The following is a 14,806-nucleotide window of genomic DNA, read 5'->3' on the forward strand; positions in this document are numbered from 1 at the left end:
CAGTGACGCTATTGTTTCCGGCATGTTACGCGCGGCTGGATACGCTGGTCCGGTGACATCGAATGCACCCGACGCCTATCCCGGTCAACGCCTCGGTTTGCCGCGGGATGGCGCGGGTTCCGTCGCCCGCGTCGGACGCCGTATCGGCGCACTCGTGATCGACTACGGCGCCGCTTATCTCATTTCGGGATTCTTCGCGTTCGATGCGCTGGCGATCCTGGCGATCTTCGGCGCGATCCAGATCCTGTTTTTGCCGACGCTCCAGGCGAGCCCCGGCCACAGGATCTTCGGTCTGCGGCTGGAAATGGTGGGCGGGGGATGGGTGGGGCTTTGGCGTCCCATCATCCGGACGCTGCTGCTGATCGTCGTGATCCCCGCCGTGATCTGGGACGCAGATCAGCGTGGCCTCCACGACAAGGCCGTCGGGACGATCCTCGTCCGCCGCTAGATCCCGCGTGGCGTCAGCGCGGACGCGGCGCGCGGACCTTCGTGGGGTCGATACCCTTCGGAATCGGGAGCGACGCAAGCGACTGCGAGACCGAGTCCACACGCTTCATGACGGCGACCATCGTCGCCTTGTCGAGCTTGCGCGGGAATGACTTGATCGTCTTCGCCAGATCCTTGATCGGAACCTCGCCCGCGCCGTGGCCGATGTAGATGACGTGCACGGGCACGCCGTTGGCGACCCGGTTGATCTTCGAGCGTTCCTCGTTCACGAGCCGCTGCAGACGACCCTGCGAGCCTTCGCCGATGACGACGACGCCGCCGCGGCCGATCGCGCGGTAGACCGCATCCTGAGTCTTCGGGTTGACGCCCACGGGGGTCTCGGATGCCGTCCAGCTGCGGCCGAGGAACGTGGTGATGACGTGACCCACGGCGCCGGGCATGCCGTCGATCTGGTCGTACATCGCGCGGGTCGACAGGCGCGTCATGGTCATGAGCGACGCGAGGATGCCCGCGAGGAAGCCGGTGATGCCCCAGAGCAGGATGTTCCACCACTGAGGTTGGATCAGGAACGCGACCACGATGCCGATCCCCGTCGTCACGAAGAAGATCCCCGTGAGCAACCACGGGAGGAAGCCGAACGACCGTCGTGTGAAGGTGTAAAGACTCTTGATCTGGGAGAAGAACCCGGGACGCTTCTCGGGTGCCGCGCTGCGTGCTGCCATACCTTCCAGCCTACTTCCCGAGAGCCTGGTGTTCCGCGCGGTGATCGGCCCTCTTGCCCGTCGTCCGTCCTCCACAGCGTGCTCACCGCGCCCGCTCACCACGGATCGGACGAGGGGACGGTGGATGCGCGTCCCGTCGGGCCAGCGTAGGAGGATGACCGAACCGCGGCTGACCGATGATCCGTTGACGGGTGCCGTCGTCCGGATGCGGCGGGTCACCCAGCCCGAAGCTCCTTTCGCCGGCTGGCTCGCTCGGGTGGACGAGACGGTGATCCAGCTCGTTGACACGGCGGAGCTGCGAGGTTGGCCGGGATGGAGGTCCCGGGGAGATCACGTACTCGGCGTTCAGGACGTCTCACGGACGCTGTCGGGCCACGAAGCTGTGATGTCCTGGTGCATCGAACGGGTCGACACATTTCTTGCGCGGCGCGAGCAGGGCGGCACTGACTTGGGGGCGGGTGAGGTCGTCACCGTCGCTGTGAGCCTCATCCGCGGGTGCAGTGCGGCGCGTGGCGAGGCGCTCCGAGGGGTCTGGTGGTTGACGCAGGACGGCACCCCGACGTTCGTCTGCGCATCGGATGGTGGGGGTGGTCCCATCGACGAGACGGCGGGCTTCCTCGTCGATCGCCTGGCCGACATGCCGATCGTCGACGGATCATGGCGCCTCCGCGAGGTAGCCAGGATGCTGCGGGATGGCAGAGACGCGGGCGAGGCCGAAGCGCACCTCTTCGCGATCGCTTCCCCCGAACCCCTCATCCTCACTCCGCTGACCCCGCGTCGAGCGGCGGATGCGCGGCGGGCGGGCGCCGTCGAGGTCGATGAGCCGGAACGGCGGCATTCGTTCCTGGGCCGACTCGTCAGCCGCCACGTCGACTCCGGCGTCGGAGACATGGTCTCGGACGCGATGGATTCGGTGCGCCGGCGGGCAGAGAACGCGCGCCGCAGGATCGCCCGCCCTTGGTTGGTGGCGGCGGGCGTCGCCGGCGTGATCATCGTGGGCGGCTTGGCCTGGCCCGCGGGCTCCACCCCGGCCGCGAACGCTCGCCCCGCCGCATCCGAATCGTCCACTCCGGCGGCTGGAGCGGCAGGGCCCGCTGACCCGACCACGGGCGTGCAGGCGGGCGACGAGTCTGGGACCGGGGATGAGTCCGGCCTCAGCGACCCCGTGGCCGCGCTGCACGCCGCGCTGGAATCACTTGCAACCTGCACAGAGCCCGCATGTGCGGCGGAGTTCTTCGAGGAATCGGCCAACCCGGACATGCCTCCGGGAGCGGTCGACCTGCCCGCCGCCGAGCGGGAGATCGAGCTGCTGGACGACCTCGGGGGAGTCGCGATCCTGAGCGTCAGCGGCGTAGCTGGCACGGTGCCCGCCCAGCTCGCGGTGCTCGTGCGAACCGGTGAGTCGTGGCTGATTCGTGATGTGCGGGATGTCGAGGCCTCATGAACGCGAAACGCCCCGACATTTCTGTCGGGGCGTTTCGGCGAGGGCCTACGGGAGGTCGGGCTCGATCAGATACCGAGGTCCGCGGCGAACTCCGCTGCTTCGAGGCGCGCCTTGACGGCACCGAGGAACCGAGCGGCGTCCGCACCGTCGATGATCCGGTGGTCGTACGACAGTGCGAGGTACACGACCGAGCGAACGCCGATCGCCTCGATACCATCGACCTTGACAACGCCCGGGCGCTTGACGACGATTCCGGTGCCGAGGATCGCCGACTGGGGCAGGAACACGACCGGGGTGTCGAAGAGGGCACCGCGCGAACCGGTGTTCGTCAGCGTGAAGGTGCCGCCGCCGAGCTCGTCGGGCTTCAGCTTGTTGTCGCGCGTGCGGGCGGCCAGGTCGGCGATCTCGTGAGCGATCTCGGCGATGTTCTTCGAGGCCGCGTCGCGCAGAACCGGCGTCAGCAGGCCTCGCTCGGTGTCGACCGCGATCGAGAGGTTCTCGGACGCCGGGTACACGATCGTGTCGCCGTCGACCGTGGCGTTGACGATCGGGAACGCCTGCAGAGCCTCGGCCGCGGCCAGGGCGAAGAAGGGCAAGAACGACAGCTTGTCGGACGTCTTCTTCTGGAAGTCGACCTTCACGCTGTCGCGGAATCCTGCGAGCTTCGTGACATCGACCTCGACGACCGTCGTGAGCTGGGCCGTGGCCTGCATCGACGCGACGGCACGCTCGGCGAGGACCTTCCGCAGGCGCGACATCTTCTGCGTTGTGCCACGCAAAGGCGAGACCTCGAGGGCGGGCGCCTTCTCGGCCGCAGGAGCAGCGGGAGCCGCGCTGGCCGATTCGGCCGCCTTCAGGACATCCTCCTTGCGGATGCGACCGCCGACACCCGTGCCGGTCACGGTCGAGAGATCCACGCCCTGCTGCTGAGCGAGACGGCGCACCAGAGGCGTGACGTACGTGCGCTCATCGGACGAGTCCGAGGATGCTGCGGGCGCACTGGGAGCGGGAGCCGAAGGTGCCGGGGCCGATGCAGCCGGAGCCGAGGGTGCCGGAGCGGAGGGAGCAGGAGCCGAAGGTGCCGGAGCGGCAGCAGCCGGCGCGGGCTCGGGTGCGGGTGCCTGCTCGGGAGTCTCGGATGCCGGGACGTCCGCCTCGACGGGCTTCTCGGTCGAGGGTGCCTCGGGCTCGGTGACCGGCTCTGCGGCCGGAGCCGGTGCGGGCTCGGATGCCGCGGCGGCGGGTGCGCCGCTGCCGATCTTGGCGAGGACCGCGCCGACGGCGATGGTCTCGTCCTCGGCCGCGACGATCTCCTGCAGGACCCCGGCAACGGGCGAGGGGATCTCGGTGTCGACCTTGTCGGTCGAGATCTCGAGGAGCGGCTCATCGACGGCAACCTCGTCGCCGACACTCTTGAGCCAGCGCGTGACGGTGCCCTCCGTGACCGATTCGCCCAGTTCGGGCAGAACGACCGACGTGCTCGAATCACTCGACGCACCGACCGCGGCGGGTTCGGCCGCGGCGTTGCCGGCCGGTTCGGCGTCGGCAACGAGCTCGGGCTCTGCGGGTGCCTCAGCGACCCGATCTTCGGCCGGGGGCTGCTCCTCAGCGGGAGCGGATTCTTCGGGCGCTGCGTCGCCCGAAGGCTGGCCGCTGCCGTCGCCGATCTTGGCCAGCAGGCCGCCGACCTCGACGGTCTCGTCCTCCTGCACCAGAATCTCTTCGAGAATTCCGCTCACGGGGGAGGGGATCTCCGTGTCGACCTTGTCGGTCGAGATCTCGAGCAAGCCCTCATCGGCCTTGACCTCGTCTCCCACCTGCTTCAGCCAGCGGGTGACCGTACCCTCGGTAACGCTCTCGCCGAGAGCGGGGAGGACGACGGATGTGCTCATGACGATGTCTCCTTAAGGACGAAACTGTCGTTGTCTAGCTTAGTGAAGCCGAGGACCGGCATTGCTAAAGCGCGTGCAAGGGTCGGCCCGCGAGGGCGAGGAACGCTTCGCCGAGCGCCTCGCTCTGGGTCGGGTGGGCGTGCAAATACGGGGCGATATCGTCCGGGTGCGCTTCCCAGCCGACAATCAGCTGGGCCTCGGCGATCAACTCACCGACACGCGCGCCGATCAGATGAACGCCGATCACGGGACCGTCGACGGCGCGCACGACGCGAACGAGACCCCCCGTGCCGATGATCTCACTGCGGGCGTTGCCCGTCAGGTTGTAGTCGAACGAGGTGACCTTCTCGCTCCCGAGATCGGCGACCGCCTCGGCGAGAGTCGACCCGACGGAGGCGACCTCGGGGTCGCTGTACGTGATGCGCGGGATCTGACGCTCGGGCACCGCGGTCGCGGGCAGCCCCGCCATGAGCTCCGCCACGAAGATTCCCTGCGCGAAGCTGCGGTGCGCCAGCTGCAGGCCGCGCACGATGTCGCCCACCGCCCACACGCCGGGGACGGACGTCTGCAGGTCGTCGTCGACGACGACGAAGCCGCCGTCCAGCGCGACACCGGCCTCTTCGAGACCGAGGCCGGCTGTGCTCGGGCCGCGACCGATGGCGACGAGCAGATAGTCCGCGTCGAGCTGCGTTCCGTCCTCGAGCTGAACGACGACCGCGCCGTCGGTGTGCGTGGCGGAAGCGAACCGGGAGCCGAGGTGCATCCCGATTCCCCGCTTGCGGAACGCCCGCTCGAGGCCCTTGCTCATGGCCTCGTCCTCCTGCGGCACGAGCCGGGGGAGGGCTTCGACGATCGTGACGTCGACACCGAAGGACCGCCACAGGCTCGCGAACTCGACGCCGATGACCCCGCCGCCGAGGATCACGACGCGTCGCGGGATCTCGGGCAGCTCGAGAGCGTGTTCGCTCGTCAGGATCCGGCCGCCGGCCTCGAGGCCCGGGATCACCTTCGAGTACGAGCCCGTCGCGATCAGCACGTTCTTGCCGCGGTACACGTCCGCGCCGACCCGCACCCCGCGGTCCTCCTGGAGGTGACCCTCGCCGTCGATCACGGTGATACCGCGGGCCGAGATCAAGCCCTTGAGCCCGGCGAACTTCTTGGCGACGATCTTTTCCCGGTACGTGCGGAGTCCATTGGCGTCGATGCCCGTGAGGGTCGCATCCACGCCGATCTCGCTCGCGGAACGCACCGCGTCCGCGACCTCAGCGGCGTGCAGCAGGGCTTTGGTGGGAATGCAGCCGCGGTGCAGGCACGTGCCACCGAGCTTGTCGCGTTCGACGATCGCGACCTTCGCGCCCAGTTCTGAGGCACGGATCGCCGCGGAATAGCCGCCGCTGCCGCCGCCGAGGACGACCAGGTCGAAGTCGTGCTCGGCCATTACCGGGCACCTGCTGCGACGAATTCGATCAGGGAACGGACGCTGGCTCCGGTCGGGCCCTTGTCGGTGGAACCGTAGGGACCGCCCTTGTTCATCCCGACGCCCGCAATATCCAGATGCACCCAGGGAATGCTCGGTGCGTTCTCTTCGTCCGACACGCGTCCGATGAAGTGCTGCAGGAACAGCCCGGCGAAGAGGGAGCCGCCCGCCGGATCACCGATCTTGGCGTTCACGAGGTCGGCGATGGAGGAGTCGAGGTCATCGCGCATGTATGCGGGCAACGGCAGCTGCCAGGCGAGCTCGCCCGCTCGTTCAGCCGCCGCGAGGTACTCGGCGACGGGCGCGTCGTCGCCCATCACCCCCGCGTACCGCGTTCCGAGAGCCACGCTGATCGCGCCGGTGAGCGTCGCGACATCGATGATCACGTCCGGACGCTCACGTGATGCCGCGACGAGGCCGTCGGCGAGGACCAGGCGACCCTCGGCATCCGTGTTCAGAACTTCGATCGTCGTCCCGTCGAGTGCGGTCAGGACGTCGCCGGGGCGCGTCGCCCGGCCGGAGGGCATGTTGTCCGCGATGCAGAGGTAGCTCGTGACCCGCACGGGCAGCGCCAGCTCGGCAGCCGCGCGCACGACCGACAACGCCACGGCGGCACCGCACATGTCGTATTTCATGCCGACCATCGAGCCCGCCGGCTTGAGGGAGAGACCGCCGGTGTCGAAGGTGATTCCCTTGCCGACGACCGCGATGTGACGGGAAGATTCGGCGGGGGCGTAGTCCATGCGGACGAAGCGCGGCGGACGGTCGGAGCCGATGCCTACACCGAGAATCGCGCCGAATCCTTCGGCCTCGAGCGCTGCCTCGTCGAGCACCGTGACCTCGACGGGCAGATGAGCGACCTCTGAGACCGCACGTGCGGCCAAATCCGCCGGACCGAGCCGGTCTGCCGGAATCGCGACGAGTTCTTTGACGAGGCCCACCGCGTCGACGACCACCTGGGCGGCACGCACATCGTCGTCCGAAACCTCTTCGTTCGACACGACGATCACACGGGCCGCGCGACGCTTCCCGCCGTCCTTCTTGTAAGTCGCGAAGGTGTAACCGCCGAGGCCCGCGCCTTCAGCGACGGCCCGCCAGATGCCGTCGGGTGCGCCCGGAGCGTGCACGGCGACGGTCTCGACCTGACCGAGAGCGCGGATGCCTGAGCCCGCCGCGTCCCGATACGCGCCGGAATGCGCAGCGGTGCCGACTCCCGCGACCGCCACGGCTCCGCCCGGAGCGCCCGCGAGCGGTACGCGTGCGAAGGAGCCGGGTGCCCCCGAGAACTCGACCGCACGCAGCGCGTCGGCAAGGCCTGGCCAGGCGGCCAGCTCGGGGCCATCGTCCGTGAGCGGCGGAAGGAGAAGGAGCGAGACGTCCGCATCGATGTCTGTCGCTGAGGCAGGGAGATACGAGATCTGCGGCGTCGGCATATGGACCATCCTAGGTCGGCGTTTGGAGCGGAGCCGATGACCCGCTCGGGGCGTCGCGGTGTTCGCTGTGAGCGCGACCGCGCATCGCGGCCCGAGCCTTCGGTGGCTCGTAGAGTGGAGTCATGCCTCCGTTCGGTCCCCTTTACGCGACGTCCCCTGACGCGCCCGAGGTGCCCCGCGGTCTGCCGCTGGTCATAGCGATGACGGGCTTCACGGACGCCGGGAGCGCCGTCGCTCAGTCGATCGACGTCCTGCGCGACGGTGTCGACAACGTGCCCGTTGCGACGTTCTCGAACGATGCCCTCCTCGACTACCGTGCACGGCGCCCGGTGATCTCCTTCGACCAGGACCACCTCACGGACTACGTGCCGCCGCGCCTCGAACTGGCTCTCGCCCACGACGTCATCGGCCAGCCTTTCTTGACGCTGACCGGCTACGAACCGGACTTCGCGTGGGATGCGTTCACCCACGGCGTCGTTGAGCTCGTCACGTCTCTCGGCGTCGAGTCCGTCACCTGGGTCCACGCGATCGCCATGCCTGTGCCGCATACACGCCCGATCGGAACGACGGTCAGCGGCAACAGGGCTGACCTGATCTCGGCTCACTCGGTCTGGCAGCCGCACACGCAGGTGCCGGCAACCGTGGGCCACCTCCTCGAGATGCGTTTCGTCGAGCAGGGCATCAACACCTCGAGCTTCGTCATGCTCGTGCCGCACTACTTGGCCGACGCGGAGTTTCCCGCGGCCGCCATCGCGGCGCTCGAGAGCATCACGCTCGGGAGCGGCATCGCACTGCCGACGGAGGACTTGCGCGAGGAGAACCTCGGTTTTCTCGCCAAGGTCGACGAGCAGATCGCCGCGAACGACGAGCTGGCGACGATGCTCGAGAACCTCGAGTCTCGCTATGACCAGTACATGGCGGGGTCTCCGCTGCGTTCGTCGTCGCTCGGGGAATTCGATCTGCCGAGCGCAGACGAACTCGCGGCCGAGCTCGAGCGTTACCTCGCGTCGCGTCCGGCGGGCGACGACGATAAACACACCGGACTGTCCTGATCTCTCGACTCGCCACGCGCGGGCTCGGATCGGTGTAGCCGGGAATTCATGGGCGCGCTCCCGCGTTCAGATGAGAGTGCCGTTTAGGTGGCTCGCACCGCGTGTGCGATGTGCCATAATGGACAATCGGACCCGTTGTCAACCATGAGTGATTTGCTCAGGACTTGACAAGGGTCTTACTCGTGCCCGCAAACGACCGAGTGCATCGAATACTGAGACGAGATGCGTCGGTGAAAGGCGAATTGTGACACCTTCTCGCACCTCCACGAAGGATCCCGTCGAAGAGACGGAGACCACGGCGGTCAAGGCTGCTCCGCGTACCCGCAAGGCTCCGGCGGCGAAGACGGCTGCCACCAAGGCTCCGGCGAAGGCTGCAGCGAAGCCTGCCGCCGGTAAGACCGCTGCCAAGGCCGCTCCGGCGAAGAGCAAGGCAAAGGCATCGAAGGTCGTCGACGAAGACGCCATCGACGAAGACATCGAGCCCGACGAAGAGATCGACGCCGAGGCGGATGTCGCCGACGACGACGAGGCAGTCGCGACGCCGGCCGCCAAGGCTGACGCATCCGATTCTGCCGACGAATCTTCCGACGACGACGAGGACGAAGACGGCAACAAGAAGAAGCCGGTCTTCACCGAGCCGCTGCCCACGGGCGCCATCGTCATCTCATCGAGCGATGAGGACGACGTCCCGGTCTACTCGGCTCAGATCACCGGCGCCACGGCAGACCCCGTCAAGGACTACCTGAAGCAGATCGGTAAGGTTCCGCTGCTGAACGCGGCCGAAGAGGTCGAGCTCGCGATGCGTATCGAGGCGGGCCTGTTCGCCGAAGAGAAGCTGTCGGTGCTCAGCGACACCGAGAAGCGTTCGCAGCTCGGACGCGACCTCACCTGGGTGGCGAAGGACGGCCAGCGGGCCAAGTCGCACCTGCTCGGCGCGAACCTGCGACTCGTCGTCTCACTCGCGAAGCGCTACACCGGTCGTGGCATGCAGTTCCTGGACCTGATCCAGGAGGGCAACCTCGGTCTCATCCGCGCGGTCGAGAAGTTCGACTACACCAAGGGCTTCAAGTTCTCGACGTACGCCACCTGGTGGATCCGTCAGGCGATCACGCGTGCCATGGCCGACCAGGCCCGCACCATCCGTATCCCCGTGCACATGGTCGAGGTCATCAACAAGCTCGCCCGCGTGCAGCGACAGATGCTCCAGGACCTGGGTCGCGAACCCACGCCCGAAGAGCTCAGCCGCGAACTCGACATGACCCCCGAGAAGGTCATCGAGGTGCAGAAGTACGGTCGCGAGCCGATCTCGCTGCACACGCCCCTCGGTGAGGACGGCGACAGCGAATTCGGTGACCTGATCGAGGACACCGAGGCGGTCGTGCCGGCCGATGCCGTGGGCTTCACGATGCTGCAGCGTCAGCTCGAGTCGCTCCTGGACTCGCTCAGCGAGCGTGAAGCCGGCGTGATCCGCATGCGCTTCGGCCTGGGCGATGGCATGCCGAAGACCCTCGACCAGATCGGTGACACGTTCGGCGTGACGCGCGAGCGGATCCGTCAGATCGAGTCCAAGACCATGGCGAAGCTGCGGCACCCGTCGCGGTCGCAGTCGCTGCGGGACTACCTGGAGTAGGCCGTGCGCAGCGCGATCGGCATCGCCGCCGGGCGGGCCGTGCAGTGGTTGCTGCGCGTTCGCGGGGGCAAGGGCAGCGGCGCCCCTGGCCTCGTGACGAACAGGATCGCTCCGGCCCTTCTCCCGCGAGTGCTGGCCTCGTTCCCCGAGGGGCTCGTCGTTGTCAGCGGGACGGCGGGCAAATCGACCACGACGAAGATGGTCGCTGCCCTCCTGCGCGCGCACGGGATGCGGGTCTTCACGAACTCCTCGACCGCCAACCTGCCGCAGGGCATCACGTCGGCGGTGCTCGATCAGGGCGACTGGCGGGGGAGGATCGACGCGGACATCGCCGTGCTCGAGATGGACGAGGCGTTCGGGGCGCTCATGTCGTCGAGCTTCGAAGCCCGGGTCGTCACCCTGACCAACATCAACCTCGACGACATTGCCCGGTTCGAGTCATCCGACCGCGTCACGCGCCTGCTGACGGCGATCGCGCTGCGGGCACGTTCGTCCGTCGTCCTGAACGCGGACGACGCATCGCTGTCGACCGTGGCGGCGTCGCTCTCCGAGGCGGCGCCGGGCGTCACCATCCGGCGCTTCGGTGTCTCCGCAGAGGTGATGGCGGCGCACCCGCAGGGACTCGGCTCGGTACGCACCGCGACAGAGCGCCTCGGCGAGGGACTCGGCACACGCGTCGAGTCGGTCTCCGGCCGTGATGCCGCGGTCGACATCGGGGGATCCCGCCAAGACGTCACCCTCCCGGCGCGTGGTGTGCATTTCGCCGTCGATGCTGCGGCCGCGTTCGAGACGGCGCGTGCCGTCGTCGGCGGCGCCTTCGATGCGTCCCTCGCCGCTTCCACGCTCTCGACTCTCGATCCCGTCTTCGGGCGCGGCGAGACGGTCGAGCTCGCCGGCCAGCAGATCGAGTGCGTCCTGGTCCAGAACACCGCAAGCTTCCAGCTCAACATCGACGCATTGCGACCGGGTCTCGAACGCGTCTTCGTCGGGATCGGCGATGAGGAGGAAGACACCTCCTGGTTGTGGACGGTGCGCACACACGCGCTCGGTCGTGTCGACATCGTCGCCGGTCCGAAGGCGGACGCGATGGCGAACCGGCTGGCCTACGACGGCGTGCCGTTCGACGCGGTCGATGTCGACCTCATCCGCGGGTTCGAGTCATTCCTGGCCCTGCCCGCGCCATCAACCGGGGTGAAGACCGTGGTCTTCACCTCACGCAGCATGCGAAAGATCCGCGGCCACTACGGACTGACCTCCGAAGAGGTCAAGAAGGCGGGCACCCGATGAGTGACGTGCTCTCGATCGCATCGCTCTTTCCCGAGCGACTCAACATCCACGGCGATGCCGAGAACGCCGACGTCCTCCGTGTTCGTGCCCAGTGGCGGGGAGTCGAGGCGCGGGTCACGACGGTCACAAGCGCCCAGGATGCCTCGGGTCTGCGTCCCGACGCGATCACCATCGGAGCGGGCTTCGACGCCGACGCCCCCGAGGTCCTCGCCGGGCTGCGCGCGATCGAGGGTGAACTGAAAGCCTGGGTCGATTCCGGAGCCGTCCTTCTGGCGGTCGGGCTGGGCTGGGAGATGCTGTCGCGTTCGCTCGAATTCCGTGGAGCGGACCCGCTGTCGGGCATCGGCATCTTCACCGGCCGGAGCGTCGCGTCCGAGCGTCACGTGGGCCGGATTTCGGTTGACAGCGAATGGGGCGCCCTCACCGGTTACGAGTACCACCTGCGTGACTACGTGCTGGGCGAGGGCGAACTTCCGCTGGGGTCGGTGTCTTCCGGAACGGGGAACGCCGCGACTGTCCACGACGGGGCCGCACGAGCCGAGGGCGCCGTGCGGGGGACGGCCTACGGAACAGGCATCCGCGGTCCCGTCCTCGCACGCAATCCGGTCTTCGCCGATCACGTGCTCGAACTCGCCGTCGCCCATGCGGGCCTGGCGCCCGCGAGCACGGTTCCGGACGCTCGGTTAACGACAGCGGACGACCACGCCGCCAAAGCGAACGTGATCGTCCGTCGCGCGCTCGGCCTGTCGGCCTGAACGCAAGAGAACTGTTTAGGCCTCGACCAGACGCGCCGTCTCGTCGTGCCACGAGGTCGCGATGCTGCGGAGCTTGTCTTCGTACTTGCGACCGTGGTGGGCGCAGAAGAGAAGCTCACTACCGTTGACCTCGGCGGCGATGTACGCCTGCGCTCCGCAGGAGTCGCAGCGGTCCGCGGCCGTCAGACGGTAGGCGATCGTGGCTTCTTCGGTGGGTGTCATGAGCGTGTTCATCGCAGTGCCTCCTCGTGATCGCCAATGTCGTGCAAAGTGCGTCGTGCAAGTTCTTCATACAACCACGGGTTTGTTACGGTGAGGGCCCGATTCGATGACATTTCGCTGACCGCGTACGGTGGCCCGCGGACCTGGGATCGGTGCCCGTGTGTCGACAGAGAAGGCGGTGTACCCGCTTGTACCCTGGGAGATTGTGACGTCCGAGTATTCTGCGCATCATCTTCAAGTCCTCGAAGGGCTCGAAGCCGTGCGCAAACGGCCCGGCATGTACATCGGCTCGAACGGGTCGCCGGGGCTGATGCACTGCCTGTGGGAGATCATCGACAACGCGGTCGATGAGACCCTTGGCGGCAACGGCTCGAAGATCGATGTCGTGCTGCACGGCGACGGCAGCGTCGAGGTGCGAGACAAGGGACGCGGCATCCCGGTCGACGTCGAGCCCCGTACGGGTCTTTCGGGTGTCGAGGTCGTCTTCACCAAGCTGCATGCCGGCGGCAAGTTCGGCGGTGGCTCGTATGCGGCGTCTGGCGGACTGCACGGTGTCGGCGCATCCGTCGTCAATGCCTTGTCGGAGCGTCTGGACGTCGAGGTGGATCGCGGCGGCAAGACCTGGGCGATGTCGTTCCACCGAGGTGAACCCGGTCTGTTCGCGGATAAGGGCGAGCCGAGCCCGTCGGCGCCGTTCACGCCGTTCGACGAGCGCAGCGAGTTGCGGGTGGTCGGCAAGGCGCCCCGGGGCGTCACGGGCACGCGCGTGCGCTACTGGGCCGACAAGCAGATCTTCACGCCCGACGCGGCCTTCCAGGTCGACGAGCTCGCAACACGTGCCCGTCAGACCGCGTTCCTCGTCCCGGGCCTCGAGATCGCCGTGCGCGACGAGCGTGCCGGAGTCGAGCCGACGGATGTCTCTTACCGCTTCGACGGCGGAATCTCCGAGTTCGTCGAGTTCCTCGCGCCGGACGCTCCGATCACGGACACCTGGCGACTGACCGGCAGCGGGACCTTCACCGAGACGGTGCCGGTGCTGCAGGCATCCGGGACGATGGTCGCGACCGAGGTGGAACGCACCTGCTCCGTCGACATCGCTCTGCGCTGGGGGACCGGTTACGAGACCGTCACCCGCTCGTTCGTCAACATCATCGCCACACCCAAGGGCGGCACGCACCAGCAGGGCTTTGAGCAAGAGATCCTGCGCGTCATGCGCCAGCAGGTCGAGGCCAATGCGCGGCGCCTGAAGGTCGGCAACGACAAGCTCGACAAGGATGACGCCCTTGCGGGTATGACCGCCGTTCTGACGGTCAGCCTGCCCGAACCACAGTTCGAGGGGCAGACGAAGGAGGTCCTCGGCACGCCCGCGGTCCGCCAGATCGTGGCCCAGGTCGTCCGTAAGGAGCTCGGCGCGCTGTTCTCGTCGACCAAGCGCGACGACAAGGCGCAGACGGCGCTGCTGCTCGACAAGGTCGTCTCGGAAATGAAGGCGCGCCTCTCGGCCCGCGCACACAAAGAGACTCAACGGCGCAAGAACGCCCTCGAGTCCTCGTCTCTGCCGGCCAAGCTCGTTGACTGCCGATCGAATGATGTGGCCCAGTCGGAGCTCTTCATCGTCGAAGGCGACTCGGCGCTCGGCACCGCCAAGCTCGCACGCAACAGCGAATTCCAGGCGCTGCTGCCCATTCGCGGCAAGATCCTCAACGTCCAGAAGGCATCGATCAGCGACATGCTGAGCAACACGGAGTGCGCTTCGATCATCCAGGTGATCGGGGCCGGGTCCGGTCGCTCGTTCGATCTGTCGCAGGCGCGCTACGGCAAGGTCATCCTGATGAGCGACGCCGATGTCGACGGCGCGCATATCCGCACACTCCTGCTCACGCTCTTCTTCCGCTATATGCGCCCGCTCATCGAGGACGGGCGCGTTTTCGCCGCCGTGCCCCCTCTGCACCGTGTGATCGTGAAGCATCCCGGCACCAAGCCGAACGAGATGATCTACACGTACAGCGAGGTGGAGCTGAACACGCTGCTCGCAAAGCTCTCGAAAGCGGGTCGCACCTGGCAGGAGCCGATCCAGCGCTACAAGGGCCTGGGCGAGATGGACGCCGACCAGCTCGCGACGACGACCATGGATCGCGGGGGACGGATGCTTCGCCGCGTGCGCATCGAGGATGCCGAGGCCGCCGAGGCAGCCGGCCGCACCTTCGAGTTGCTGATGGGCAACGAGGTCGCCCCGCGGCGTGAGTTCATCATCGACTCGTCCGCGCGCCTCGAGCGCGACCGCATCGACGCCTGACTCTCGGTCACTGACCCGACCCGGTCACTGAACCTGTCGAAGTGACCCGTTGTGCCCTCCGGTCACTGAGCCTGTCGAAGTGACCCGTTGTGCCCTCCGGTCACTGAGCCTGTCGAAGTGACCCGTTGTGCCCTCCGGTCACTGAGCCT

At 67.5% G+C, this 14,806-nt stretch carries 12 protein-coding genes; 7 read left to right on the forward strand and 5 right to left on the reverse strand.

Translation table 11 applies throughout. The features are described 5' to 3' along the window. Nucleotides 1–52 precede the first annotated feature (52 nt). On the forward strand, nucleotides 53–448 hold the full coding sequence (locus ACIQ0W_RS12470; protein WP_396643070.1) for an RDD family protein: 396 nt from the start codon (nucleotides 53–55) through the stop codon (nucleotides 446–448). Nucleotides 449–461: 13 nt separating this feature from the next. Here the strand turns inward: ACIQ0W_RS12470 and ACIQ0W_RS12475 are convergent, their stop codons facing one another. Continuing rightward, a complete protein-coding gene (locus tag ACIQ0W_RS12475; RefSeq protein WP_396643071.1) occupies nucleotides 462–1,169 on the reverse strand; it encodes a DUF4191 domain-containing protein in 708 nt (235 codons plus the stop codon). Between the two features lie 154 nt (nucleotides 1,170–1,323). On the opposite strand from ACIQ0W_RS12475, the gene ACIQ0W_RS12480 reads away from it, so the two are divergent. After that, nucleotides 1,324–2,613, forward strand: coding sequence for a hypothetical protein (locus ACIQ0W_RS12480; protein ID WP_396643072.1), 1,290 nt, complete (start codon nucleotides 1,324–1,326; stop codon nucleotides 2,611–2,613). A 65-nt stretch (nucleotides 2,614–2,678) separates the two neighbouring features. Here the strand turns inward: ACIQ0W_RS12480 and sucB are convergent, their stop codons facing one another. From sucB to ACIQ0W_RS12495, 3 genes are all read right to left on the reverse strand, one after another. Further along, nucleotides 2,679–4,505 (reverse strand): 2-oxoglutarate dehydrogenase, E2 component, dihydrolipoamide succinyltransferase, encoded by a 1,827-nt coding sequence (gene sucB, locus ACIQ0W_RS12485; protein ID WP_396643073.1) that lies wholly within the window; start codon nucleotides 4,503–4,505, stop codon nucleotides 2,679–2,681. Between the two features lie 64 nt (nucleotides 4,506–4,569). Beyond that, nucleotides 4,570–5,943 (reverse strand): dihydrolipoyl dehydrogenase, encoded by a 1,374-nt coding sequence (gene lpdA / locus ACIQ0W_RS12490; RefSeq protein ID WP_396643074.1) that lies wholly within the window; start codon nucleotides 5,941–5,943, stop codon nucleotides 4,570–4,572. Next, complete coding sequence (locus ACIQ0W_RS12495) at nucleotides 5,943–7,415, reverse strand: leucyl aminopeptidase (RefSeq protein ID WP_396643075.1); 1,473 nt, start codon at nucleotides 7,413–7,415, stop codon at nucleotides 5,943–5,945. The genes lpdA and ACIQ0W_RS12495 overlap by 1 nt, the downstream gene beginning before the upstream one ends. 122 nt (nucleotides 7,416–7,537) lie before the next feature. Between ACIQ0W_RS12495 and ACIQ0W_RS12500 the strand changes: the two genes are divergently transcribed. The 4 genes from ACIQ0W_RS12500 (at nucleotide 7,538) to ACIQ0W_RS12515 (ending at nucleotide 12,139) form a co-directional block, all read left to right on the forward strand. After that, nucleotides 7,538–8,467, forward strand: coding sequence for a proteasome assembly chaperone family protein (locus ACIQ0W_RS12500; RefSeq protein WP_396643076.1), 930 nt, complete (start codon nucleotides 7,538–7,540; stop codon nucleotides 8,465–8,467). A 241-nt stretch (nucleotides 8,468–8,708) separates the two neighbouring features. Beyond that, a complete protein-coding gene (locus tag ACIQ0W_RS12505) occupies nucleotides 8,709–10,097 on the forward strand; it encodes an RNA polymerase sigma factor (RefSeq protein ID WP_396643083.1) in 1,389 nt (462 codons plus the stop codon). Between the two features lie 3 nt (nucleotides 10,098–10,100). Further along, a complete protein-coding gene (locus ACIQ0W_RS12510) occupies nucleotides 10,101–11,384 on the forward strand; it encodes a MurT ligase domain-containing protein (RefSeq protein WP_396643077.1) in 1,284 nt (427 codons plus the stop codon). After that, nucleotides 11,381–12,139 carry a hypothetical protein gene (locus ACIQ0W_RS12515; RefSeq protein ID WP_396643078.1) on the forward strand — a complete coding sequence of 253 codons (759 nt, stop codon included), beginning with the start codon at nucleotides 11,381–11,383 and terminating at the stop codon, nucleotides 12,137–12,139. Before ACIQ0W_RS12510 ends, ACIQ0W_RS12515 begins: the two co-directional genes overlap by 4 nt. A 15-nt stretch (nucleotides 12,140–12,154) precedes the next feature. Here ACIQ0W_RS12515 and ACIQ0W_RS12520 read toward each other — a convergent pair whose 3' ends face one another. Then, nucleotides 12,155–12,373, reverse strand: a complete 219-nt coding sequence (locus ACIQ0W_RS12520; protein ID WP_198517653.1) for a hypothetical protein — start codon at nucleotides 12,371–12,373, stop codon at nucleotides 12,155–12,157. Nucleotides 12,374–12,566: 193 nt separating this feature from the next. Here ACIQ0W_RS12520 and ACIQ0W_RS12525 point away from each other — a divergent pair, with 193 nt between their 5' ends. Further along, nucleotides 12,567–14,657, forward strand: a complete 2,091-nt coding sequence (locus ACIQ0W_RS12525) for a type IIA DNA topoisomerase subunit B (RefSeq protein WP_396643079.1) — start codon at nucleotides 12,567–12,569, stop codon at nucleotides 14,655–14,657. Nucleotides 14,658–14,806: the final 149 nt, after the last annotated feature.

The organism is Microbacterium sp., assembly GCF_044340635.1.
Taxonomy (GTDB): Bacteria; Actinomycetota; Actinomycetes; order Actinomycetales; family Microbacteriaceae; genus Microbacterium.